A 23,795-nucleotide genomic window follows, 5' to 3' on the forward strand; every position below is an offset into this window, starting at 1 on the left:
ATCAAAGTTCTAGCGGTGGATGGGTCGCTTAGTAGCGGCCTCTCGGGGTAGCGCAGGGGACCGGCTCGCCAGCAGCCAGGGGCAAGAAGCTGTCGCTGGCGGCATCGTAGGCTTCGATCTTGCTGGTCTCGATGTCGTAGACCCAGCCATGGATGTACAGCTCACCGGCTGCCAGGCGCGAGGCAACCGAAGGATGGGTACGCAAGTGATGCAGTTGGGCGATGACGTTTTCCTTGGTCAGCACCTGCATCGTCTCGTGTTCGCTACCGCACGAGCAGTTGTTCTCGACCACGGTGCGCGCCACTTCAGCGTGACGCAACCAGGCGGAAACGGTTGGCATCTTGGTCAGCGATTGCGGGTTGAGTACCGCACGCATGGCGCCGCAGTCGGAGTGGCCACACACGATGATGTGGTGCACTTTCAGTGCAAGTACGGCGTACTCGATCGCGCTGGAAACACCGCCATTCATCTGGCCGTAAGGCGGTACCACGTTACCCACGTTACGGGTCACGAACAGGTCGCCTGGCGAGCTTTGGGTGATCAGCTCGGGGACGATGCGCGAGTCGGCGCAGGTAATGAACATGGCACGCGGCGTTTGCGCAGTGGCGAGCTTCTTGAACAGCTCTTGCTGCTCGGGGAAGACGTCATGGTGAAAGCGCAGGAAGCCGTCGACGATGTGCTTCAGGGCTGCATCGGCGCCCTCGGCGGGTACATCCGGAACGACCTTGGATGGGTCCTTGACGGGCATGATTCATCCTCTTGACGGTGTGTAGGTAAATCCATTTTACCGGTGAAAGATTCTGGCTATGCAGGGATTTAGATGACACGCACGGGCCATTGATCACAGTCGGTGTGGACTGATTTCCTACGCTAGCGGGGAAAACTTAACTGAAACTTAATTCGACGGCTCTAGAACGGGCGTTCCAGACAGGAAAGGCGGGATCTGGATAATAGCAAAAAAGCATCAGTTGCCAATATAGATTAGCAAAATTATTGGGTGTCATTAGCTGAGTTGCAGGCATCAGAACAACGCTATCTGGCCCCCAGGTGGGCAGAATGCCGAGCAATCCAGCGCCTGCGCTTCCCGCCCCTCAAAGTTCAGCCGCTTCATGGCCTTGGCAAAACGCTGGGCCAACAGCTCGGCAAACACCCCTTCGCCGCGCATGCGCGCGCCAAACCGGCTGTCGTACAGCTCGCCGCCCCGGCTCTGGCGAATCAGGCTCAGTACATGCGCAGCCCGTTGCGGGTAATGGTCCTGCAGCCACTGCTCGAACAAGGGCGCCACCTCCAGCGGCAGGCGGAGCATCATGTAGGCCGCGCTCTGTGCGCCGGCTTCCTTGGCCGCCTCCAACAGGCGTTCCAGTTCACTGTCATTGATCATCGGAATCATCGGCGAACACAACACACCCACCGGCACACCCGCTTCGCGCAATACCCGGATAGCCCTCAACCGAGCGCCGGGAGAGGCCGCGCGTGGCTCCAGCACCCGCTTGAGATCATCGTCCAGCGTGGTCAGGCTGATCATTACCCGCGCCAGGCGCTGGCGGGCCATCTCGGCCAGCAAGTCGAGATCACGCAACACCAGCGAACCCTTGGTGACAATGGTCACCGGATGGCGAAAACGCAGCAAAACCTCAAGCAGCCGCCGGGTGAGCATGTGCTCCCGCTCGATCGGTTGGTAAGGGTCGGTGTTGGAGCCCAGGTTGATCGGCGCGCACACGTAGCCCGGTTTGCTCAATTGTTGCGCAAGCACCTCGGCGGCGTTGGTCTTGGCAATCAGCTTGGTCTCGAAATCGAGGCCGGGGGAAAGGTCCCAATAGGCGTGCGAGGGGCGGGCATAGCAGTAGATGCAACCATGCTCGCAGCCACGGTAAGGGTTGATGGAGCGGTCGAAGGGCAGATCGGGCGAGGTGTTACGACTGATCACCGACTTGGCGGTCTCGACCCGCACTTCAGTGCCTTGCGTCTGTGGCACTTCCTGGTACCAGCCATCATCCACTGCCACCGAATGGCTCGGGGCAAAGCGGTTATGGGGGTTGTGCGCCGTGCCACGGCCCTTTCGCGGTGCTGGAGCAATCATGGCTCACCTCTATACTGTATCCATATACAGTATAATGCACGCCAGAATCTTTCCAGCACCTCTGGTCTGGCTACTTCAGGCCATGCCAGCTCAGGTACGCTGCCTGTTCAGGTTGCCGCCCCAGAAACACCTCGATGCCTTCGCGCAGTGGGCGCGATGCACCCGGGGCGAACAACGCGTCCTGCAGGGCCTGGCCCGTGGCCCGGTTCAACAGGCCCTCGGCCTCGAAGCGTGTGAACACGTCAAAGGCCTGCACATCCGACCACAGGTAGGCGTAATAACCCGCATCGTAGCCATTCACCAGGTGCTCGAAGGCATGCACCGGGTGCTCGAAATCAGCGAGTGGCCAGTAGCCACAGCGCTCACGGGCCTCATTCAGGCGCTGCTCAAAGGACCTGCCATCGTTCGGTGCGGCATGCAGGTCCATGTCGAACAGCGCCAGGCTCAGATGACGCGCGATTTCCTCGACGCCCTGCTGCCGCAGCGCCTCCAGGCATTCATCGGCTTGCCGCCGGGTCAGCGGGCTGCCATCGCTTGCATGAGCCGAAATCGACACCAGGTAATCAGCATCCCAGACCCAACGCTCGAACAGCTTGCCAAACAGCTCCACACCATCGGTGCCCAGTTCGGTCACGTTGGACATCACGTGGTTCGTCGTACGCACCAGTAAATGGTGCAGGGCATGGCCGAACTCATGGAACAACTTGCGCAGTGACAAGTGGTCGAGCAATGGCTGGCTACCTGGCGGTGCCTGCGGCACATCGCTGAAAACCACCACCGACGCGGCCTGGTAGATACCCTCGGCATCGACCCGGCGGTTGCGTAGGTATGTGGTGACCACGGCGTCTGGCTGCTTTCCGGCATGCTGCACGGCATCCAGATACAGAAAACCGATGAAGGCGTTGTCCTGCCACACCTCGAACGGCTGCACGCTTTCATCCCAGGTAGCGAGCGGCTTAGGCTGGAGCACCACACCAAACAGCCTCTGCGCCAGCGCCTGTAGCGCGCTGACAACCGTGTTCAGCGGAAAGTAGTCACGCAGGATTTCGCTGGACAACTCGCCGCGCGAAGACGCCTGCAAGTAGTCGTAGTCCCAAGGTTGCGGATTCTCCAGCCCGTGATCGGCAGCCTGACGCGCCACCTGTGAGCGCCAGCGCAACATGGCCGGGCGCACATCATCGGCCAAAGCATGAAGAAAGCCGCGCACCTGAGCCACGGAACCCGCACTCTTCACATGCAGGCTCTGCTCCAGATGGCCGGAAAAACCGAGCAGAAGGGCCATTTCCTCGCGCAGTTGGGCCAAGTGCTGCAGATATGAGCGGTTGTCCAGTTGGAGATCCTGGCTGACGCCACGGGCGTGGAATGCCCGGTAAACACGCTCACGTAGCTGGCGGTTGGCGGCATGCTTGAGCACCTCATCAGTGGTCACGCTGTCACAGGCTATCAACCAGCCCGGCTCACCGCTTTCCTGCGCCCGTGCAGCCAGTGTGTCGCGTATCCGCTGTGGGATGCCGCTCAATTCGGACTCATCGGCAATACTCAGCCCTGGCCGGTTGATGTTGCTGCGAAATGCGTTGCAGGCAACAGCGATCTGCGCCTGAAGGTCTGCCAGGCGCGCCTTGCCAGCGGCATCGAGCAACGCCCCGCTGGAGGCGAACTTGTCCAGATGCCAACGCAAGGTGGCGCGTTTCTGGGCATCCAGCTGCTTGCCAATGTCACTGTTGGCCAAACGCTCATAGAGTGCATGCAAACCCATGTTGACGAACTTCTGTTCGAAACGTGCCGTCGCTTTACCGTAAAACTCGATGATGGCGTTGGCCCAGGCTTCATCCCGGCCAACCAATGGCGAGGCGGCATACAACACCGCCAGTAGCTGGCTGTCCAGGCCGTCCACCGCCAGCACCATGTCATCCCAGGTGGGCATGGCCTGCTGATCACGGATGATGCGCTCGATCCCTTGCTCGTGCGCCAGTAGCACATGATCGAAAGCCACACGCATACTTTCAAGGGTGATGGAAGGGAAATCGATAGGGATGTGGCTAGCTTGCAGCAGAGGGTTGTCCATGGCACGTCACTTTGCTCGTGGAAAGAAACAAGAGAGCGTGCATGGCCAGCGTATGCCGGAGGGCCTGACTATCTACCACCCGGGCTTTGCACCCGGGTGGCACGACAGCATTACTCAGCCGGTTTCTTCAGCTTCGGATTCGGGAAGAACTGCACCGTCTGCACCTTGGCCGGCGTGGCCTTGGGTGCCAGGTGGTTGACCCGGGTGCCAAGCTCCTTGGGCACCGAAAGCCCCTGCTCGTTGAGGGTGTCGGTGAAGCCGCAGGCCACACACTCACGGTGCGGGGTGTCGTCTTCGCTCCACATCATCAGCTTGTCAGGCTCGCTGCACGCCGGGCATACCGCCCCGGCAATGAAGCGTTTCTTGGTCTTGTTCACGGCAACCTCGCTCATGCTGCGGCGCTCTCGGTGAGGCCACTGTGGCGCAGCAACGCATCGATGGAGGGCTCACGCCCACGGAAGTCGACAAACAGCTCCATTGGCTCGCGCGAACCACCACGGGCCAGGATCGCCTCACGGAACGCGCGGCCAGTTTCGGCATTCAGCACGCCTTCTTCCTCGAAACGCGAGAAGGCGTCGGCCGACAGCACTTCGGCCCACTTGTAGCTGTAGTAGCCGGCTGCGTAACCGCCCGCGAAAATGTGCGCAAAGCTGTTGGGGAAGCGGTTGTACGCCGGTGGGCGCATCACCGACACCTCGTCGCGCACGCCTTCGAGCACCTGCAACACGCTGCGGCCGTCGCCATGGGTCGCATGCAGTTCGAAGTCGAACAGCGAGAACTCCAGCTGGCGCACCATCATCATGCCCGACTGGAAGTTCTTTGCCGCCAGCATCTTGTCCAGCAGGTCCTGGGGCAGGGGGGCGCCAGTTTCATAGTGGGCGGAGATCAGCGCCAGGCCTTCCGGCTCCCAGCACCAGTTTTCCATGAACTGGCTCGGCAGCTCGACCGCGTCCCAAGCCACGCCGTTGATGCCGGATACACCGGCATGCTCGATGCGGGTCAGCATGTGGTGCAGGCCATGGCCGAACTCGTGGAACAGGGTGGTGACTTCATCGTGGGTCAGCAACGCCGGCTTGCCGGGTGCGGCCGGGGTGAAGTTGCACACCAGGTTGGCCACCGGGCTCTGCAGCTCGCCAGCGGCAGTGCGGCGACGGTCGCGGGCGCCGTCCATCCAGGCACCGCCGCGCTTGTTGGCACGGGCGTACAGGTCGAAGAAGAAGCGGCCGACGTGCTGGCCGTTTTCCTTGATTTCGAACAGACGCACGTCCGGGTGCCAGCTGTCGAAGCCCTTGAGCTCAGCGATTTCAATGCCGTACAGGCGCTGCACGATGCTGAACAGGCCGCTCAGCACCTTGTCGATCGGGAAGTAAGCACGCAGGGCTTCCTGCGACACGCTGTAGCGTTGCTCGCGCAGTTTCTCGCCAAAGTAGCCGGCGTCCCAGCTGGCCAGCTCAGGGCAGCCTTGTTCGGCGGCGTAGGCTTTCAGTTGCTCCAGGTCCTGGGCGGCAAATGGCTTGGAACGCTTGGCCAGGTCACGCAGGAAGTTCAGCACCTGGTCGCTGGACTCGGCCATCTTGGTGGCCAGGCTCAGCTCGGCGTAGTTCTTGTAGCCCAACAGTTCGGCCAGTTCCTGGCGCAGGCCGAGGATTTCCTGCATCACCGGGCCGTTGTCGAACTGGCCGGCGTTCGGGCCCTGGTCCGAGGCGCGGGTGCAGTAGGCGGCGTACAGCTCTTCGCGCAGGGCGCGATCACTGGCGTAGGTCATGACTGCGTAGTAGCTGGGGAATTCCAGGGTGATCAGCCAGCCGTCGAGGCCCTTGGCCTGGGCAGCGGCGGCCATTTGCGCCTTGGCCGAGTCGGTCAGGCCAGCCAGCGCGGCTTCGTCGGTGACGTGCTTGGTCCAGGCCTGGGTCGCATCGAGCAGCTGGTTGGAGAAGCGGCTACCCAGCTCGCTGAGCTTGCTCTGCACTTCGGCGTAACGCTGCTGCTTGTCTGCCGGCAGGTCGATGCCCGACAGGCGGAAGTCACGCAGGGCATGCTCGAGGATAGTCTTTTGCGCCACGTCGAAACCGGCGGCTTCGGGGCTGTTGATCAAAGCCTGGTAGGCGTCGAACAGCGCACGGTTCTGACCCAGTTCGGTAGAGTAGGCGCTCAACGCCGGCAGGCACGACTCATAGGCCTCGCGCAGTTCAGCGCTGTTGCACACCGCATTCAGGTGGCTGACCGGGCTCCAGGCAGCACCCAGGCGGTCGTTCAGTTCATCCATGGCCAGTACCAGGCCAGCCCAGGAGGGGTTCTTGCCCTGCTTGTCGAGGATCTCGGCAATGGCTTTACGGTTGTCGGCCAGGATCGCTTCGATCGCCGGCAACACGTGTTCGGCACGGATTTGCGAGAAGGGCGGCAGATCGTGGGATTGCAGAAGCGGGTTGTTCGCAGTCACGGTTTGGATACCTTGGCAGAAGAAACACTGCCCCATCTTAATTACAATCGACGCCGACCGCAGCAGGCAGCCTGCCTATCGGCACAGATGAGAGACGCTATCATGGCCATCCGAAGCTTCCAGCAACACACTCCGAAAGTTGGATCACGGGCCTTTATCGACCGTTCGGCGGTAGTGCTGGGCGATGTGGAGATTGGCGAAGACAGCTCGGTCTGGCCGTTGACCGTGGTGCGCGGCGACATGCACCGCATTCGTATCGGCGCACGCACCAGCGTGCAGGATGGCAGCGTGCTGCACATCACCCATGCCGGCCCTTTCAACCCGGACGGCTTCCCGCTGATCATCGGCGACGAAGTGACCATCGGCCACAAAGTGATGCTGCACGGCTGCACCCTGGGCAACCGCATTCTGGTCGGCATGGGCAGCACCATCATGGACGGCGCCATCGTCGAGGACGAAGTGATCATCGGCGCCGGCAGCCTGGTGCCGCCCGGCAAACGCTTGGTCAGTGGCTACCTGTACATGGGCAGCCCGGTGAAACAGGCCCGGCTGCTGAACGACAACGAGCGCGCATTCTTCTCCTACAGCGCCGGCAACTACGTGAAGCTCAAGGACCAGCACCTGGCCGAAGGCTACGACCAACCGGAATGACCGCATTCGCGGGCAAGCCCGCGAAGAAGGCAATGCAGCACTCAAGTGGAACTCAGTAAATGCATCAGCAAAACATTCTGTTCGACCTCGACGGCACCCTGACCGACCCACGCCTGGGCATCACCCGTTCAATCCAGTATGCCTTGGCCAAGCTGGGCATCGACGAACCCGACCTTACCCGCCTCGAGCACTTCATCGGCCCACCCCTGCTGCAGGCCTTCATGCAGTTCTACAGCTTCGACGAAGCCAAGGCCTGGGAGGCGGTGAACTTCTACCGGGAGCGCTTCCGCGTAACCGGCCTGTACGAAAACCTTGTGTTCCAGGGTGTGCCGGAGTTGCTTGAAGCCCTGACCGGGCAAGGCCGCACGCTGTACATCGCCACCTCCAAACCCTGGGAGTTCGCCCGTGAAATCGCCCGGCACTTCGCCTTCGACCACCACTTCAAGGTGATCTACGGCAGCGAACTGGACGGCACCCGAACCAACAAGGTCGAGCTGATTCGCCACCTGCTGGACGAAGAAGGGCTGGACCCGGCCCAGACACTGATGATCGGCGACCGCAAGCATGACCTGATTGGCGCACGCAGCAATGGCTTGCAGGCCGTGGCGGTGGGGTATGGTTTTGGTAGCCAGGAGGAGTTGATGGCGGAGGAACCGGCCTATCATTTTGCGACCTTGGCCGAGATGCATCAGGCATTTATCAAGGCTTGATGGCCCTGGGGGCTGCTTTGCAGCCCCAAAATCTCACTGGCTAACCATCAACCCCTGTAACGCCGCCTTCCTTTCAGAAATCGGCAACCGTCCCAGTTGCTCGACCCGCTCATAAAACCGCCCCCAATCCCCACCCACCTCGCGGAACAGCGCCTCAAACGCCGGCACCCATTGGTCATAAAGCCCGAACGGCAACAACTTGGCATTGCTCAACGGCCCATACACCCAGGCGTCATAGCGTTTGTCCCCCCCCCACTGGCCATCACGCACCTGCCGGTAGTCGCGCCTCAAGCGCTCGAACTCGGCCCGCTTGGCCTGCCGCTTGTGCGCTTCGTCCAGTGTGCCTGAATAGATCGCCTGCAGCCGTTCACGGCTGGCCAGCACCAGCCGGATGAACTGCTCACGCTGCTGCCCCTGATCCCCGCCAATGGCGGCAAGCCCACGCGCCACGCGCCATTGCCGCGTGCCTTCCTGCTCGACGAAGGAGGCAAACGACTCGTTGAACTCGGTGTCGTTCTGCACATAAAAGCGCTGGTGAGCCAGTTCATGGAAGATCAGCGTGGCCAGGCGCTCGTCGCCCCAGCCCACCATCGAAGAAAGAATCGGGTCATCGAACCAACCCAGCGTCGAATACGCCTCCACACCGCCAACGTACACATCCAGCCCGTCTTGCCGCATCAGCGCCGCCGCCCCACGGGCCGCGCCTTGCTGGTAGTAGCCGCGATACGCCACGCACCCCGCGATCGGGAAGCAGTGCGTAACAGGCTGCAACGACAGCTCGGGCGTGGCGAAGACATTCCACACCACATAGGGCCGGCCAATGTCGGCGTAAACCCGGTAGCTGCGGTTATCCGGCAGTTTCAGCTGCTGGCTGGCGAATACCCGCGCCTGTTCAGCGTGTGCCAGGTGCGATCGTAATTGCGGGGGCGTCGCCGGGTCGGCTATCACCTGCGCGACAGGCTGCCGCGCACGCAGCAATTGCCACTGGCCCTCAGCCAACTGCCCATAGTAGGCAACGCTGCTGCAACCGTTCAGCAGGAGCGCGGCCAGCAGGGGAACCAAAGGGATGAAAACGCGGTCGAGTGCCCCAGGGCCTGAGCGCTGCATAAGAAAAAGTCGAAGCATCCGGGACTGTCTGACTCGCTCAAGGCCGATTCACTCCAAGACTATCTCGCCAAGGGGGAGTTTCGCCATGCGTGCATTGTTGGTCGCCGGTTCACTGTCGCTACTTTGTGCCTGTTCAACGTTGCCAGACCCGGACCCGAACCAGGCCTGGATCGACCTCACCCCCTACGACAACACGTCGCTGCACGCCGTGCAGGTCGACGAACGAGAGTGGGTCGACAGCCGCTATTTTGAGGTACCGCCTGGCAGCCACGAGCTGACCGTGCGCTACCAGTTTCCGGTTACCCCCAGCAATATCGGCCCGGTCGATGAGCCGCTGTGGCGCGATTGCCAGGTCAAGCTGACCTTCAAGGACTTCAGCGCCGGGCAGCGCTACCAGCTGCAAGCCGGCAGCATTGGCTTCCGCCCCTGGATCAAGCTCTACGACCAGCAGCAAAAACTGCTCGGCCAAGGCCTGCCTGCAGGCTGCCAACGCACCTGAACCCCGCAAACGGCGCTATGCTTGTACCTTGTACATCGCAAGTGGGAGTCTTGCCATGCGCCAGCCCATGATGCTGATCGCCCTCAGTGCACTGGGGGCTTGCGCCAGCCCCTTGCCGCCCGTCGACCCCAAGCAGGCCTGGATCGACCTCTACACCATGACCCCCGGCCGGGTGATCATGGCCGACCGCCTTGACGGGAAACGCCTGGAGGATGGCCGTTACTTCCAGGTAACCCCCGGCAAGCACGAACTGGTGGTGCGCTTCGATTATGAAATCTACTCCGGCGGCATCATGAGCGAGCCCCGGGACCGCACCTGCTACCTGACCGTGCGCTTTGACAACTTCAAGGCCGGCGAGCGCTATCGCCTGGAGGCACGGGCTCCGGTGATGGAGCCGCAGGTGCTGCTGTACGACGCCAGCCGCAAGGTGCTGGTGAACGAGCCTAGCAATGTGTTCTGTATTCCGTGAAAGCCGGGGCTGCCACGCAGCCCCGGGTCTCATGGCTACCGGTCATTCTTCTGGTAGATGATCTTCTTCGTCCCGCCATCGCAGGTCCCGACCACCATATTCTGGTCCTTGACCTCGCTGTTGGGCACGATCTCCAAGGTGTAGGAAGGCACGCCCTGCGCCTGGATCTTGGCCTCGATCTCGGCTTTCAGCTCCTCGCACGGTTTCACTGCCGCCAACGTGGAGGTGGCGGCCAGGGAAGCCAACACGGCGATTGCTACGCGAATCATGGAACGGCTCCTGAAGAGGCAGCGTGCTGCCGACGCTGTTTAGACTACAGCAAACCGCCACCGTTGCGCCGCTTCAGCCAACCAGCGCGGCATCCAGGCTGATCTTCGCGTTCAGCACCTTGGACACCGGGCAACCTTCCTTGGCCTTGTTGGCTATCTCCAGAAACTGCGCTTCGCTTGCACCAGGCACCTTGGCCCTGAGCACCAGGTGCACGGCTGTAATGGCAAAGCCATCAGGCAGCTTGTCTAGCGTCACCTCGGCAGCAGTGTCGATCCGGTCCGCCGTGAGCCCCGCTTCACCAAGCATCATCGACAGCGCCATCGAAAAACAGCCCGCATGGGCTGCACCGATCAACTCTTCCGGATTGGTGCCCGGCGAGCCCTCAAAGCGGGTGTTGAAGCCATAAGGGTTCTGCTTGAGCGCGCCGCTTTCTGTGGAAAGCAGGCCAGTGCCGTCCTTCAGGCCACCTTGCCAGATCGCCGATGCTGTCTTTTTCATGCTGCCTCCTTGTCTTTCGGTTACGTGCTTATGGGTTCAGAGGCCAGCCGCCTACAGCAAGTTCAGACCAATCTCACAGCAAGCATTGAATCCCCCGAATATGCCCATACAGAGATCAAAGGGCCTCTGGCCAACCACCTTTGCGGAGGCTCCAATGACGCAACTGCGCGACCTGAAAATTTCCACCCTCGATCTGGTGCCCGTACGCGCCGACGCCGGCCCCGCGCAGTCGCTGCGCAATTCGCTGGACCTGGCACAACACGTCGAGCGCTTTGGCTACAACCGCTTCTGGGTGGCCGAGCACCACAACATGGACGGCATCGCCAGTTCAGCCACCTCGGTGCTGATCGGTTATCTGGCAGGGGGGACGTCGACCATTCGCGTGGGCTCAGGAGGGGTGATGCTGCCCAACCATGCGCCACTGGTGATCGCCGAGCAATTTGGCACCCTGGCCAGCCTGTACCCCGGGCGAATCGACCTGGGCCTGGGCCGTGCGCCAGGTTCCGACCAGATGACGGCTTACGCCTTGCGCCGAGATCGCGCCGGTGGCCCGGACGACTTCCCGGACGATGTCGAGGAGCTTTCGCGCTACCTCGGCCCACGCACCGATGATCAAAAAGTGATCGCCGTACCGGGGCATGACACCGACGTACCCATGTGGTTGCTGGGTTCCAGCCTATTCAGCGCCCAGCTGGCCGGGATGCGCGGCATGCCCTACGCCTTCGCCTCGCACTTCGCACCGCGCTACATGCACGAAGCCATCCGCGTTTACCGCAACCACTTCAAACCATCGACCACGCTGGACAAGCCGTATGTGATGCTGGGCATTCCCATGGTGGTGGCCGAAACCGATGAAAAGGCCGAGTACCTGGCTACCTCGGTGTACCAGCGCATCCTGGCGCTGATTCGCGGGCAGAGCCTGATGCAAAAGCCGCCAGTGGAAAGCATGGATGGGCTATGGCTGCCGCATGAGCGGGATGCTGTGGGTAGCTTCCTGGGCCTGGCGATGATCGGTAGCCCGCAGAAAGTACGGGCCAAGGTGGAGGTGCTGCTGGAGCAAACCGGGGCGGATGAGCTGATCTTTACTTGCGACCTGTATGAACATGCAGACCGGGTGAGGTCCTATGAGCTGTTGGCGCAGGCCTTGAAAACCGAGTGACCTCCTTCGCGGGCTTGCCCGCGAAGGAGCCAACACTTCAACCGCGGCGGTACACAATCTCCTTGGTACCGGCCTCACAGCTGCCAATCACCTTGCCGGCCGGCTCGCCTTTGTTGACGATCTCCAGCTTGTATCCGGTGACGCCCTTGGCATCCAGCTTGGCCGCAATCTCCGCCTTCAGCTCCTCGCACGGCTTGCCCGCCGCCATGGCGCCGCCAGCCAGGGTCATAAGGCCCAGGGCCAGAATCAGTTTGTTCATCGATCGCTTTCCTTGTGCAGATGAAATCAGAAAGGGCGCCCGCCAAGGCGCCCCCTTCCTAAATACCCCATCAAGCCGGGATCATCTACCCCGGCGCAGCATCAGCTGTTGGCGATACGGAAACCGACTTTCAGCGTGACCTGGAAGTGCGCGGCCTTGTTATCGCGGATATGACCACGGGTATCGACCACTTCGAACCACTCCAGGTGCTTGATGCTCTTGCCCGCTTCGGCCAGGGCATTGTTGATCGCCTCTTCGATGCTGGTAGGCGAAGACCCCACCAGTTCGATCTTCTTGTACGTGTGATGATCGGTCATGAGCGTTCTCCTTGGGTGACGGTGATTTTTTAGCCTAGCAGCGCAGGCCTGGTTTATCTGCGAGCCGTCACCCACGGCCAAAGTTCGATCGCACTTTCACGCATACCAACGGTCGCACTCCTTACAGCCCATACTGCAAAGGAGAGTCAACATGCACCGTAACTCGCTGCGTAAAACGTCCCTGGAAAGCATGGAAGCAGAGATCGAGAGCCTTCTGAAAAGCCTGGAGAACCTCAAGCACGATGCGTCGGAAGAGTCCCAGAAGTCGGTGAAGGCAATCCGCAGCAACGCTGAGAGTGCCCTCCGTCATTCGCGCAGCCTGCTGAGCGATGCCTATGAAGAAGTGAAGCAGCGCACCCGTCAGACCGGCATCGCCACCCGCGACTACGCCCAGGAACACCCGTACACCACCGCTGGCGTGGCCATTGGGGCACTGGGCCTGCTGGCGGCCTACCTGATGTGCAAACGAAACTAGGCGCTCTGCCGCGCCAATTCGGCACGTAGCCACTGCGCCAACTGCTCGGCGCGCCCGTCTGCGGCGCGCCTGGGCACCCACAATGCCAACGCGGCAGGGGTAGGGGAAAAGCCCCACGGCGCACTCAAGCGGCCCGCACGCAAGTCATCAGCAACCAATGGCTGTGGCGCAATCGCCACACCCAACCCCGCCACAGCGGCTTCCAGCAAGTAATACAGGTGCTCGAACGCCTGGCCATAGTGAATGGCTGCAGGGTCCAGTCTCTGTTCCTGCGCCCAGGTAGGCCAGGCCTGCGGGCGCGAGGTGGTGTGCAGCAAGGCTTCGCCCAGTAACGCCTTGGCAGGCGCTCCCTGCAAGCGTTCAAAGCCGGCGTAATGGGGGCTCACAACTGGCCCGATACGTTCCTCGGCCAGTACATACACCTGCATGTCCGCAGGCCACGGGGGTTCGGCATACACCAGCAGCGCGTCCAGCCCAGGCCGCCGCGGGTCGAGGTCACCTTCACCCGCCGACAGGTGCAAGCGCAGCTCGGGCAAATCCGCCTGTAGCCGCCCCAGCCGTGGGATGAACCAGCGCGCCAACAGGCTACCGGAGCAGCCCAACACGAACGGCGCTTCGCTGACATCACGGCTGAGCTCGGCACACACGCTGCGCAGCCGGTCGAAGGCTTCGCCACTGGCATCGCGCAGGCGCACCCCGGCATCTGTGAGTTTGATGCCGCGCCCGTCCTTGACGAACAGGGCCACGCCCAAGTGCTCTTCAAGCACTTTGATCTGCCGGCTGACGGCACCGTGGGTCACATGAAGGGCCTCGGCCGCCTGGCTGACGCTGTTAAGCCGGGCAGCGGCTTCAAAGGCTCGCAGTGCATTGAGGGGAGGGAGGTCGTGGGCCATTTTACCTGTGAGTTTTTCTGACAAGTTTGCGCAATCTTATCGGTTTTCAGCCGGGCTTGCCGTGGTTAGAGTAAAGCCCATCACTCATTCATTACGCCCTGGAGCGCCCCATGACCCAGTCCCAATACCGCCCCGGCCCCGACGCCAACGGCCTGTTCGGCTCGTTCGGCGGCCGCTACGTGGCCGAAACCCTGATGCCACTGGTGCTGGACCTGGCCCGCGAATACGAAGCGGCCAAGGCAGACCCCAAGTTCCTCGAAGAACTGGCCTACTTCCAGCGCGACTACATCGGCCGCCCGAACCCGCTGTACTTCGCCGAGCGCCTGACCGAACACTGTGGCGGCGCCAAGATCTTCTTCAAGCGTGAAGAGCTCAACCACACCGGCGCGCACAAGGTGAACAACTGCATCGGCCAGGTGCTGCTGGCCAAGCGCATGGGCAAGAAGCGCCTGATCGCCGAAACCGGCGCCGGCATGCATGGCGTGGCCACCGCCACCGTCGCTGCCCGCTTCGGCCTGCCTTGCGTAATCTACATGGGCGCCACCGACATCGAGCGCCAGCAGGCCAACGTGTTCCGCATGAAGCTGCTGGGCGCCGAGATCGTCCCGGTCACTGCCGGCACCGGCACCCTGAAAGACGCCATGAACGAAGCCCTGCGCGACTGGGTGACCAACGTCGAAGACACCTTCTACCTGATCGGTACCGTGGCCGGCCCACACCCGTACCCGGCCATGGTCCGTGACTTCCAGTCGATCATCGGCAAGGAAACCCGCGCCCAGCTGCAAGAAAAGGAAGGCCGCCTGCCAGACAGCCTGGTTGCCTGCGTGGGGGGTGGCTCCAACGCCATGGGCCTGTTCCATGAGTTCCTCGAAGAACCAAGCGTGCAGATCATCGGCGTCGAAGCTGGTGGCCACGGCGTACACACCGACAAGCACGCCGCCAGCCTGAACGGCGGTGTACCGGGCGTGCTCCACGGCAACCGCACCTACCTGCTGCAGGATGAAGACGGCCAGATCACCGACGCCCACTCGATTTCCGCAGGCCTGGACTACCCGGGCATCGGCCCGGAGCACGCCTACCTGCACGAAGTGAAGCGCGTCGAGTACGTCAGCATCACCGACGACGAAGCGCTGGATGCGTTCCACGCCACCTGCCGCCTGGAAGGCATCATCCCGGCCCTGGAAAGCTCCCACGCCCTGGCCGAAGCGATCAAGCGCGCACCGAAGCTGCCCAAGGACCACCTGATGGTCGTGTGCCTGTCGGGCCGCGGCGACAAAGACATGCAAACCGTCATGAACCACATGGCCGCCCAGGAGAAACAGGCATGAGCCGTCTTGAACAACGCTTCGCCGAACTGAAGGCCGAAGGCCGTTCGGCACTGGTCACCTTCGTCACCGCAGGCGACCCGGGCTACGACGCTTCGCTGCAGATCCTCAAGGGCCTGCCGGCCGCTGGCGCCGACGTGATCGAACTGGGCATGCCGTTCACCGACCCGATGGCCGACGGCGTGGCCATCCAGCTGGCCACCCTGCGCGCCCTGGAGGCTGGCCAGACGCTGGCCAAGACCCTGCAGATGGTTCGCGAATTCCGTGTGGATAACCACACCACGCCGATCGTGCTGATGGGCTACTACAACCCGATCCACCGCTTTGGCGTGGAAAAGTTCGTGGCTGAAGCCAAGCAAGCCGGCGTCGATGGCCTGATCATCGTCGACCTGCCGCCCGAACACGACGCCGAACTGGCCACCCCGGCCCAGGCTGCAGGCATCGACTTCATCCGCCTGACCACCCCGACCACCGACGATGCGCGCCTGCCGCGCGTGCTGGAGCGCAGCTCCGGGTTCGTCTACTACGTGTCGGTGGCCGGTGTGACCGGTGCCGGCTCGGCGACCACCGAGCACGTGACCGAGGCCATTGCCCGCCTGCGTCGTCATACCGATCTGCCGATCAGCGTTGGTTTCGGCATTCGCACCCCGGAGCAGGCCGCGAACATCGCCCGCTTGGCGGATGGTGTGGTGGTGGGGTCGGCGCTGGTCGACAAGATTGCCCAGGCCACTAGTGCGGACCAGGCAGTGAATGATGTGTTGAGCTTGTGCTCGGCACTGGCTGAAGGCGTGCGCGGGGCTCGTCGCTAAACCGCATCGCCTTCTTCGCGGGCAAGCCCACTCCCACAGGGACGACACAGATGCTGAATTTTGTGGAGGACTTGTGGGAGCGGGCTTGCCCGCGAAGAGGCCATCACAGGCAACTGAGATTTACCCACCAAAAATAGAAAGATCCAAAGGCCGCACAGCACCCATCCAGATCGCATGGTCCCGGTGGTCCGCCAGCTCATCCCCGGTCAGCGGGTGCATGAACACCGCCAACCCCTTGCGGTACAGCGCCAACCAAGGCAACACCACCCCGACAAATTCCGGCTCGAACGCCAGCTGGCAACTCCAGTCCGGGTGCGGCCCCACCGGCTTCTGGTGCATACGCCCCATGGTCACAGGGAACAGCCGCGCCGCCTCCTCACACAGCTCACGTGCCTGCTCCATCGTTGCCGCGTCGTAATAAACGTGTGCGTGGTAGCCCTTGATTCTTTGCACAATAACTCCCGATTACACCGCCATCAGCCACTGCGTTCCTGCTCCAGCCAGCTGACGAACCGCTCGATCAACGCCCCGCGCCGCTTGCGCGGTGGCAAAACCAGATAATAGCCCCGACTCGACGTCAGGCTCCCCTCTAATGGCCGACATAGCAAGCCTTGATCCACCAGGCCATCCACCAGGTGCCGCCAACCGATCGCCACACCCTGACCGGCAATCGCCGCCTGGATCAGCAAGGTGTAGTTGTCAAAGCGCAACTGCCCCGCCGGTGGCGGGCTGGCCACGCCAAACCCGCGAAACACCCCCGTCCAATCAAACCAGCGGCTGGCCTGCTCGCCCTTCAAATGAAGCAAGGGCAATTGTTGCAAAGCCACGGCTGACAAGGGTTTGCCATGGGTCAGCCGGGGGCTGCACACGGGGAAAACTTCCTCATCGAACAGCCAACGGCTTTCGCCTTGATGAAAGCGCCCATCGCCAAACAGCACCGCCACATCGATGTCCGGCCGCAACATGCCCTGGCTGCGCTCACCGGTCACCAGGCTCACATCCACCTGTGGATAAGCTTCGTGAAAGCGCTGCAACCGGGGCATCAGCCAGAACGCGGCAAAGGCAAAGTCGGTGGCCACCTGCAGCACCTCGCGCTGGCCACGCCCGCTGGCTTGGGCAATGCCGTCATCCATCGCCTGCAATCCCTGATGCACCTGCTCGAACAGCACCTGTCCGGCTTCGGTCAGCTCGATGCCCCGGTAAATACGGTCGAACAGGCGCGTGCCCAGCTGGGCTTCCAGGCGTTTCACCTGCTGGCTCACGGCCGGTTGTGTGGTACCCAGCTCCAGCGCGGCGGCAGTAAAGCTACGCAAGCGCGCTGCTGCCTCGAACACGCGCAAGGTATCCAGTGACAGCTCGGCGAGGTGATCAAACATAAGCTCAGATAATCCCAGTCATTGCCCGCCATGGGCTTTACCCATGTTAGCCACAGTCGCATCTTGGTAGGCAAGCGGTTCGCATAACCCTCAACGATGGAAGCCACCATGACGCGCCCGAATATCCTGTTCATCATGGCCGACCAGATGGCCGCACCTTTACTGCCGATCTACGCCCGCTCGCCCATCCAGATGCCGCACCTGAGCCGTCTGGCCGAGCAGGCGGTGGTGTTCGACTCGGCCTACTGCAACAGCCCGCTGTGCGCGCCGTCGCGCTTCACCCTGGTCAGCGGCCAGTTGCCCAGCCGCATAGGTGCCTACGACAACGCCGCCGACTTTCCCGCAGACGTACCGACCTATGCCCACTACCTGCGCCGGCTGGGCTACCGCACAGCACTGTCGGGCAAGATGCACTTCTGCGGCCCGGACCAGCTGCACGGCTACGAAGAACGCTTGACCAGCGATATCTACCCCGCCGACTACGGCTGGGCGGTGAACTGGGACGAACCGGATGTGCGCCCCAGCTGGTACCACAACATGTCCTCGGTGCTGCAGGCCGGCCCATGCGTACGCACCAACCAGCTGGATTTCGACGAAGAGGTGGTGTTCAAGGCGCGCCAGTACCTGTACGACCATGTGCGCGGGAACGATGGCCGGCCGTTCTGCCTGACCGTGTCCATGACCCACCCGCACGACCCGTACACCATCCCCAAGCGCTACTGGGACCGCTACGAGGGTGTGGATATCCCCATGCCCCACGCCGGGTTCAGCCAGTCGGAACTCGACCCACACTCGCAGCGCCTGCTCAAGGTCTACGACCTGTGGAACAAGCCGCTGCCTGTGGAAAAGATCCGCGATGCCCGCCGCGCCTACTTCGGCGCCTGCAGCTATATCGACGACAACATCGGCCAGCTGCTGCAAACCCTGGAGGAATGCAACCTGGCAGACAATACCGTGATCGTGTTCTCCGGCGACCACGGCGACATGCTCGGCGAGCGTGGCCTCTGGTACAAAATGCACTGGTTCGAGATGTCGGCACGGGTGCCGTTGCTGGTTCATGCGCCGAAGCGCTTCGCAGCAGGCCGGGTCAGCGCCTCGGTCTCCACCTGCGACCTGTTGCCAACCCTGGTCGAACTCGCTGGCGGCGCTGTGGATAACCACCTGCACCTGGACGGCCGCTCACTGGTAAGCCACCTGCAAGGGCAGGGCGGCCACGACGAAGTGATCGGCGAATACATGGCCGAAGGCACCGTCGGCCCGCTGATGATGATCCGCCGTGGGCCGTACAAGTTCGTGTACAGCGAAGACGACCCATGCCTACTCTATAATTTGAGCCGCGACCCGCACGAGCGGGAGAACCTCACCGGCAGCCCGGACCATCAGGCGCTGCTGCAGGCATTGGTCGATGAAGCACAGCAGCGTTGGGACATCCCCAGCCTGCGCCAGCAGGTGCTGGCCAGCCAGCGCCGCCGCCGCCTGGTGGCCGAAGCGCTGGCCATCGGCAAGCTGAAAAGCTGGGACCACCAACCGCTGGTGGATGCCAGTCAACAGTACATGCGCAACCACATCGATCTCGATGACCTCGAGCGCAAGGCACGTTATCCACAGCCCGCACCCATGGATTGAGAAGAGAGGCCGCCATGCACAAGTTCTCCGCCGCCGTGTTCGCCCTGGCCCTGGGCACCGCCACGGCCCACGCCGCCGACAGCGACGCGCAATGCAGCACCGTGAAAATGGCCGACCCCGGCTGGAGCGATATCGCTTCGACCAACGCCGTGGCCCGCCTGCTACTGGAAAGCCTGGGCTACCAGGTGAAAATCGACAGCCTGGCCGTACCGATCATCTACGGTGGCCTGAAGGACGGCCGTGTGGATGCCTTCCTCGGCAACTGGATGCCGGCGCATCAAGGCTTCCATGAAAAGTTCATCGCCAACGGCGATGTGCAGCAACTGTCGCGCAACCTGGAAGGCACCGAGTTCACCCTGGCCGTGCCCGATCATGTGTGGAATGCCGGGGTGAAGGACTTTGCCGACCTGCAAAAGCATGCCGACCAATTCGACAAGAAGCTATACGGCATCGGCTCCGGCGCACCGGCCAATCTGTCGCTGAAGGAAATCATCGACAAGAATGATTTCAACCTCGGCCAGTGGAAGCTGGTGGAATCCAGCGAACAGGCCATGCTGGCGCAGGTCGACCGGGCAGTGAAGAAGCAGCAGTTCATCACCTTCCTTGGCTGGACACCGCACCCGATGAACGTGAAGCTGAAGATGCATTACCTGACCGGCGGGGAGAAGTGGTTCGGCAGCAAAGGCGAGGTGTATACGCTGACCCGCAAGGGTTATCCACAGGCCTGCCCGAATGCGGCGAAGCTGCTGGGTAACCTTAGGTTCACGCTGGACATGGAAAACAGCATCATGGCCGAGGTTGTGGACAAGAAGATCAGCTTTGATGAAGCAGCCAAGGGCTGGGTGAAGGCGCATCCCGAGTTGCTGGATGGGTGGTTGGCTGGGGTCACCACCAAATCTGACGGCAATGCCCTGGAGGCCGTCAAAGCCAAACTGTAATCTCGCAAGCAACACACCTCCCCTGAGGGAGCGGGCAAGCTCGCGAAGAGGCCAGCGCGGTGGATGGCACCGGCTTTGCCGGTGTTCGCGGCGGTTCGACGCCTCGACATGCCCGCTCCCACAGGGTTTGGCGAAACCTTAAGGATTGTGGATAAACCATGCATCGCCTCACTCACCTGCTGCCCTTCCTCACCTGGCTCCCCCGCCAATCGGGCCGCAGCCTGCGCCAGGACCTGCTGGTGGGCCTGAGCGGTGCCATCCTTGCCCTGCCGCAATCCATCGCCTACGCCCTGATCGCCGGCCTGCCCGCCGAATATGGCCTGTATGCCGCCATCGTGCCGGTGCTGATCGCTTGCCTATGGGGTTCATCCTGGCACCTGATCTGCGGCCCGACCGCTGCCATTTCCATCGTCCTCTACGCCAGCATCAGCCCGCTGGCCGTGGCGGGCAGCGCCGACTACATCACCCTGGTGCTGCTGTTGACGTTCCTCGGCGGCATCTTCCAGCTACTGCTGGGGCTTGTGCGGTTTGGCGCGCTGGTCAATTTCGTCTCCCATTCCGTGGTGCTCGGTTTCACCCTGGGCGCCGCCATCGTCATCGCCCTGGGCCAACTGCCCAACCTGCTGGGCATGGACCTGCCCAGCCAGGCCACTGCGCTGAAGACCGTGCAGGATCTGGCCAGCCATGCCGGAGAAGTCGACCTGCCTTCACTGGTGCTTGGCCTGGCCACCGTGCTGCTCGGCGTGACCTTGAAACTCTGGCGCCCACGCTGGCCGAGCCTGTTGATAAGCCTGATCCTGGTCAGCCTGCTGGCGTGGCTGTTGCCAGGCTTCTTTGGCCATGTACCACGAGTAGCAGCCTTCACCGGGCAACTTCCCCCGCTTAGCCCGCTGCCCCTGCTGGACGTGGAACTGATGTTGCGCCTGCTGCCCAGCGCCGTGGCAGTGGGTATGCTGGGGCTGGTCACCAGCCTGTCGATTGCCCGCTCCCTCTCGGCACGCTCAGAACAACTGATCGACCCGGATCAGGAAATACGTGCCCAGGGCCTGTCGAACATCGCGGGGGCGTTTTTCTCTGGTTACCTGTCTGCCGGCTCCTTCACCCGCTCGGGCCTGAGCTATGAAGCAGGTGCCCGTTCGCCCATGGCCGGGGTGTTCTCGGCGCTGTGGGTAGCGTTGTTCGCCGTTACCGGCGCCAGGTTGATCGCACACCTGCCGATACCCGCCATGGCCGGCAGCATTTTGCTGATCTGTTGGGGGTTGGTGGACCATCGGGGGATTCGCGCGCTGTTCCGGGTCAGCCGCTCGGAGTTTCTGGTAATGGCACTGACGGCAGCGGCGACCTTGTTGCTGGAATTGCAGACGGCGATCTATGCCGGGGTACTGGCGTCGCTCTTCTTCTATCTGAAGCGCACGTCACGGCCACGGGTACAGCAGAGCCGTGAGGGTGATGCGGATGTATTGCGGGTGGGCGGGTCGATCTTCTTTGGTGCGGCGCATTACCTGCAGGTGCGCTTGCAGCGTTGCCAGGGGCCACATGTGGTGATCGATGCGCGGCAGGTGAATTTTATCGATTACTCGGGTGTGGATATGTTGCACCGCGAGGCGCGTCGGTTGATGCGCACGGGGGGGAGTTTGACCTTGCACCGGGCCAGGCCGCAGGTGGTCGAGGAGTTGCAAAAGCTGGAGGGTGTTGAATTGTGCCCGATCCGGTTTGAGGAATGACCTGACAATTTTGCCAGTTGTGCCAAAAACAAGGCTGCGGAAAATCAGAGGTATCAACAGCGCAAGGACTGCCTCATGGCGTCTTACACAGGGTTCATGGCCTTGATCCTTTTGTCATCCACTGCCTTCGGCGCAACCAGTGACGAATGCATCACCCAGGCGGAGCAGCGAATTTCCCGGCTCGAGTTGCTGATGAACGAACGGGAGGCCTACACGGGCAAGAAGCAATCGGCCGAGAAAATTGCTCACTATGACGAGCAGATCCGCCTGGAGAAATCTCGCCTCCAGGCGAATGGAGGTCGAGTCAGTTGCGCATCAGTTGACGCCGCAGCTCAGCCAGCACCGGCGCCGTGTCCGGACGCACTCCCCGCCAGATGAAGAAGGCTTCAGCCGCCTGCTCAGCCAGCATCCCCAGCCCATCCAGCACCTTGGCCGCCCCCAGCTTGGTAGCCCACTGGCAAAACGGCGTCGGCTCCTTGCCATACATCATGTCGTAGCAAACCGTGCGCCCGGCCTCGACCAGACTGTCGGCAATCGGCGGCAATTCCCCGGCCAGGCTCGCCGAGGTGGCGTTGATGATCACATCCACCGGCTCCTGCAACCAGGCAAACCCGCTGGCCACCACCGGCCCCAATTCATCGAACTCACGCGCCAGCTGCTCGGCCTTTTCCACTGTGCGGTTGGCGATTACCAGCGACTGCGGCTTGTGCGCCAGAATCGGCTCCAGCACGCCGCGCACGGCGCCGCCGGCACCGAGGATGAGAATGCGTTTACCAGCCAGTTCGACGCCGGCATTCAGCGTGAGGTCGCGCACCAGGCCAGCGCCATCGGTGTTGTCGCCCTGCAAGGTACCGTCGGCCAGCTTGCTCAGCGTGTTCACTGCCCCAGCGCGCTGTGCACGAGGGGTCAGGCTGTCGCACAGGCGATAGGCCTCTTCCTTGAACGGCACCGTGACGTTGCCGCCACTGCCTTGCTTGAAGAAGCCGCGCGCGCAATCGCTGAACTCGTCCAGCGGCGCCAGCAGGGTGGTGTATTCCAGGTCCTGGCCGGTCTGCTCGGCGAACAGGCGGTGAATCAGCGGCGACTTGCTGTGGCCGATGGGGTTACCGAAAACGACGTACTGGTCCATGGCGGTTCCTTGGTTGTCCACAGGCTTACTGGCCAAGCCAGTCGCGGTCTTGCAAGAAGTAGTCGGTCAGGCGCGCTTCTTCGCTACCGGGCGCAGCCTTCCAGTCGTAGCCCCAACGTACCTGCGGCGGCAGCGACATGAGGATGGACTCGGTACGGCCACCAGACTGCAGGCCGAACAGGGTGCCACGGTCGTAGACCAGGTTGAACTCCACGTAGCGGCCGCGCCGGTATTCCTGAAACTCGCGCTGCTGCGGGGTGTAGGGCGTGTCCTTGCGGCGCTGGATGATCGGCAGGTAGGCGTTGACGTAGGCATCGCCGATGGCGCGGATGAAGGCAAAGCAGGTGTCGAAATCCCACTCGTTCAGGTCATCGAAGAACAGGCCGCCGATGCCGCGTGGCTCGCCACGGTGCTTGAGGTGGAAATAGCGGTCGCACCAGGCCTTGTAGCGCGGGTACACGTCGGCGCCGAAGGGCGCGCAGGCCTGCTCGGCCACGCGGTGCCAGTGGATGCAGTCTTCTTCATTGCCGTAGTACGGGGTCAGGTCGAAGCCACCACCGAACCACCACACAGCTTCTTCACCTTCCTTTTCGGCGATAAAGAAGCGCACGTTGGCGTGGGAAGTAGGCACATGCGGGTTGTGCGGGTGAATCACCAGCGACACGCCCAAGGCCTCGAAACCACGGCCCGCCAGCTCAGGGCGGTGGGCACTGGCCGAGGGCGGCAGACCCGCACCGAACACATGGGAGAAGTTGACCCCGCCTTTCTCGATCACCTTGCCGTCGCCGATCACCCGCGTGCGGCCCCCGCCACCGGCTTCGCGCACCCAGGCGTCCTCGACGAAGCGAGCACCGCCGTCTTCAGCTTCGAGGGCAGAGCAGATGCGGTCTTGCAGGTCGAGCAGGTAGGCTTTCACGGCCTCGGTGCGGCTAGTCATCGGGTCACCAGGAACGGGCAGGGAAGAATTCGCCGCGTA

The 23,795-nt window shown here is 62.4% G+C and carries 26 protein-coding genes; 11 read left to right on the forward strand and 15 right to left on the reverse strand.

Annotated features, from left to right (window positions below; all coding sequences use genetic code 11):
• Nucleotides 1-28: 28 nt before the first annotated feature.
• The 5 genes from FHW75_RS00315 to prlC all read right to left on the reverse strand — a co-directional run bounded on the left by FHW75_RS00315 (nt 29) and on the right by prlC (nt 6,585).
• A complete protein-coding gene (locus FHW75_RS00315; RefSeq protein WP_016712825.1) occupies nt 29-748 on the reverse strand; it encodes a carbonic anhydrase in 720 nt (239 codons plus the stop codon).
• A gap of 273 nt (nt 749-1,021) precedes the next feature.
• The gene (locus FHW75_RS00320; protein WP_183673021.1) at nt 1,022-2,080 is read right to left on the reverse strand and encodes a PA0069 family radical SAM protein; all 1,059 of its coding nucleotides are present in this window, start codon (nt 2,078-2,080) and stop codon (nt 1,022-1,024) included.
• Between the two features lie 70 nt (nt 2,081-2,150).
• Nucleotides 2,151-4,145: a M3 family metallopeptidase gene (locus tag FHW75_RS00325; protein WP_183673023.1), complete on the reverse strand. Its 1,995-nt coding sequence runs from the start codon at nt 4,143-4,145 to the stop codon at nt 2,151-2,153.
• 110 nt (nt 4,146-4,255) lie between these two features.
• A complete protein-coding gene (locus FHW75_RS00330; protein ID WP_019098084.1) occupies nt 4,256-4,537 on the reverse strand; it encodes a YheV family putative zinc ribbon protein in 282 nt (93 codons plus the stop codon).
• Nucleotides 4,534-6,585, reverse strand: a complete 2,052-nt coding sequence (gene prlC, locus FHW75_RS00335) for an oligopeptidase A (RefSeq protein WP_232889095.1) — start codon at nt 6,583-6,585, stop codon at nt 4,534-4,536. Before prlC ends, FHW75_RS00330 begins: the two co-directional genes overlap by 4 nt.
• Before the next feature lie 102 nt (nt 6,586-6,687).
• On the opposite strand from prlC, the gene FHW75_RS00340 reads away from it, so the two are divergent.
• Nucleotides 6,688-7,236 (forward strand): gamma carbonic anhydrase family protein, encoded by a 549-nt coding sequence (locus FHW75_RS00340; protein ID WP_016712820.1) that lies wholly within the window; start codon nt 6,688-6,690, stop codon nt 7,234-7,236.
• 59 nt (nt 7,237-7,295) lie between these two features.
• Nucleotides 7,296-7,946 (forward strand): HAD family hydrolase, encoded by a 651-nt coding sequence (locus FHW75_RS00345; protein WP_025754209.1) that lies wholly within the window; start codon nt 7,296-7,298, stop codon nt 7,944-7,946.
• 33 nt (nt 7,947-7,979) lie between these two features.
• Here the strand turns inward: FHW75_RS00345 and FHW75_RS00350 are convergent, their stop codons facing one another.
• Complete coding sequence (locus FHW75_RS00350; RefSeq protein WP_161989587.1) at nt 7,980-9,053, reverse strand: aminopeptidase; 1,074 nt, start codon at nt 9,051-9,053, stop codon at nt 7,980-7,982.
• An 85-nt stretch (nt 9,054-9,138) separates the two neighbouring features.
• Between FHW75_RS00350 and FHW75_RS00355 the strand changes: the two genes are divergently transcribed.
• Both FHW75_RS00355 and FHW75_RS00360 read left to right on the forward strand, forming a co-directional pair.
• The gene (locus tag FHW75_RS00355; RefSeq protein ID WP_016712817.1) at nt 9,139-9,552 is read left to right on the forward strand and encodes a hypothetical protein; all 414 of its coding nucleotides are present in this window, start codon (nt 9,139-9,141) and stop codon (nt 9,550-9,552) included.
• Nucleotides 9,553-9,607: 55 nt separating this feature from the next.
• On the forward strand, nt 9,608-10,021 hold the full coding sequence (locus tag FHW75_RS00360) for a hypothetical protein (protein ID WP_027609954.1): 414 nt from the start codon (nt 9,608-9,610) through the stop codon (nt 10,019-10,021).
• 35 nt (nt 10,022-10,056) lie between these two features.
• Here the strand turns inward: FHW75_RS00360 and FHW75_RS00365 are convergent, their stop codons facing one another.
• Nucleotides 10,057-10,290: a DUF1161 domain-containing protein gene (locus FHW75_RS00365; protein WP_016712815.1), complete on the reverse strand. Its 234-nt coding sequence runs from the start codon at nt 10,288-10,290 to the stop codon at nt 10,057-10,059.
• 73 nt (nt 10,291-10,363) lie between these two features.
• Complete coding sequence (locus FHW75_RS00370; RefSeq protein ID WP_016712814.1) at nt 10,364-10,789, reverse strand: OsmC family protein; 426 nt, start codon at nt 10,787-10,789, stop codon at nt 10,364-10,366.
• A gap of 154 nt (nt 10,790-10,943) precedes the next feature.
• Here FHW75_RS00370 and FHW75_RS00375 point away from each other — a divergent pair, with 154 nt between their 5' ends.
• Nucleotides 10,944-11,948 (forward strand): LLM class flavin-dependent oxidoreductase, encoded by a 1,005-nt coding sequence (locus FHW75_RS00375; RefSeq protein ID WP_025754211.1) that lies wholly within the window; start codon nt 10,944-10,946, stop codon nt 11,946-11,948.
• Between the two features lie 37 nt (nt 11,949-11,985).
• Here the strand turns inward: FHW75_RS00375 and FHW75_RS00380 are convergent, their stop codons facing one another.
• Nucleotides 11,986-12,207, reverse strand: coding sequence for a DUF1161 domain-containing protein (locus FHW75_RS00380; protein WP_025754212.1), 222 nt, complete (start codon nt 12,205-12,207; stop codon nt 11,986-11,988).
• A 101-nt stretch (nt 12,208-12,308) separates the two neighbouring features.
• The gene (locus FHW75_RS00385) at nt 12,309-12,524 is read right to left on the reverse strand and encodes a dodecin (RefSeq protein ID WP_003253076.1); all 216 of its coding nucleotides are present in this window, start codon (nt 12,522-12,524) and stop codon (nt 12,309-12,311) included.
• 151 nt (nt 12,525-12,675) lie between these two features.
• Here FHW75_RS00385 and FHW75_RS00390 point away from each other — a divergent pair, with 151 nt between their 5' ends.
• Nucleotides 12,676-12,999: a YqjD family protein gene (locus FHW75_RS00390; RefSeq protein WP_016712811.1), complete on the forward strand. Its 324-nt coding sequence runs from the start codon at nt 12,676-12,678 to the stop codon at nt 12,997-12,999.
• Here FHW75_RS00390 and FHW75_RS00395 read toward each other — a convergent pair.
• Nucleotides 12,996-13,892, reverse strand: a complete 897-nt coding sequence (locus FHW75_RS00395; RefSeq protein ID WP_019098080.1) for a LysR family transcriptional regulator — start codon at nt 13,890-13,892, stop codon at nt 12,996-12,998. The genes FHW75_RS00390 and FHW75_RS00395 overlap by 4 nt on opposite strands.
• 110 nt (nt 13,893-14,002) lie before the next feature.
• Here FHW75_RS00395 and trpB point away from each other — a divergent pair, with 110 nt between their 5' ends.
• Together trpB and trpA are read left to right on the forward strand one after the other, a co-directional pair.
• A complete protein-coding gene (gene trpB, locus FHW75_RS00400; RefSeq protein ID WP_015268451.1) occupies nt 14,003-15,220 on the forward strand; it encodes a tryptophan synthase subunit beta in 1,218 nt (405 codons plus the stop codon).
• On the forward strand, nt 15,217-16,026 hold the full coding sequence (trpA, locus tag FHW75_RS00405) for a tryptophan synthase subunit alpha (protein WP_019098079.1): 810 nt from the start codon (nt 15,217-15,219) through the stop codon (nt 16,024-16,026). Before trpB ends, trpA begins: the two co-directional genes overlap by 4 nt.
• Nucleotides 16,027-16,146: 120 nt before the next feature.
• On the opposite strand, the gene FHW75_RS00410 is transcribed toward trpA, so the two are convergent.
• Together FHW75_RS00410 and FHW75_RS00415 are read right to left on the reverse strand one after the other, a co-directional pair.
• Nucleotides 16,147-16,479 carry a DOPA 4,5-dioxygenase family protein gene (locus FHW75_RS00410; protein WP_183673025.1) on the reverse strand — a complete coding sequence of 111 codons (333 nt, stop codon included), beginning with the start codon at nt 16,477-16,479 and terminating at the stop codon, nt 16,147-16,149.
• A 23-nt stretch (nt 16,480-16,502) separates the two neighbouring features.
• Nucleotides 16,503-17,402 carry a choline sulfate utilization transcriptional regulator gene (locus FHW75_RS00415; RefSeq protein ID WP_025754213.1) on the reverse strand — a complete coding sequence of 300 codons (900 nt, stop codon included), beginning with the start codon at nt 17,400-17,402 and terminating at the stop codon, nt 16,503-16,505.
• Between the two features lie 108 nt (nt 17,403-17,510).
• Here FHW75_RS00415 and betC point away from each other — a divergent pair, with 108 nt between their 5' ends.
• The 3 genes from betC to FHW75_RS00430 all read left to right on the forward strand — a co-directional run bounded on the left by betC (nt 17,511) and on the right by FHW75_RS00430 (nt 21,690).
• Entirely contained in the window at nt 17,511-19,028 is a 1,518-nt protein-coding gene (gene betC / locus FHW75_RS00420; protein ID WP_019098076.1) for a choline-sulfatase, read from the forward strand.
• A gap of 14 nt (nt 19,029-19,042) precedes the next feature.
• A complete protein-coding gene (gene choX, locus FHW75_RS00425; RefSeq protein ID WP_027609958.1) occupies nt 19,043-19,966 on the forward strand; it encodes a choline ABC transporter substrate-binding protein in 924 nt (307 codons plus the stop codon).
• Between the two features lie 158 nt (nt 19,967-20,124).
• Entirely contained in the window at nt 20,125-21,690 is a 1,566-nt protein-coding gene (locus FHW75_RS00430) for a SulP family inorganic anion transporter (RefSeq protein ID WP_025754215.1), read from the forward strand.
• Between the two features lie 304 nt (nt 21,691-21,994).
• Here the strand turns inward: FHW75_RS00430 and aroE are convergent, their stop codons facing one another.
• The gene (gene aroE, locus FHW75_RS00435; protein WP_019098073.1) at nt 21,995-22,819 is read right to left on the reverse strand and encodes a shikimate dehydrogenase; all 825 of its coding nucleotides are present in this window, start codon (nt 22,817-22,819) and stop codon (nt 21,995-21,997) included.
• A gap of 25 nt (nt 22,820-22,844) precedes the next feature.
• Nucleotides 22,845-23,756 (reverse strand): oxygen-dependent coproporphyrinogen oxidase, encoded by a 912-nt coding sequence (gene hemF / locus FHW75_RS00440; RefSeq protein WP_183673027.1) that lies wholly within the window; start codon nt 23,754-23,756, stop codon nt 22,845-22,847.
• Nucleotides 23,757-23,795: the final 39 nt, after the last annotated feature.

This window comes from Pseudomonas sp. OG7, assembly GCF_014192825.1.
In the GTDB taxonomy this organism is placed as follows: domain Bacteria; phylum Pseudomonadota; class Gammaproteobacteria; order Pseudomonadales; family Pseudomonadaceae; genus Aquipseudomonas; species Aquipseudomonas monteilii.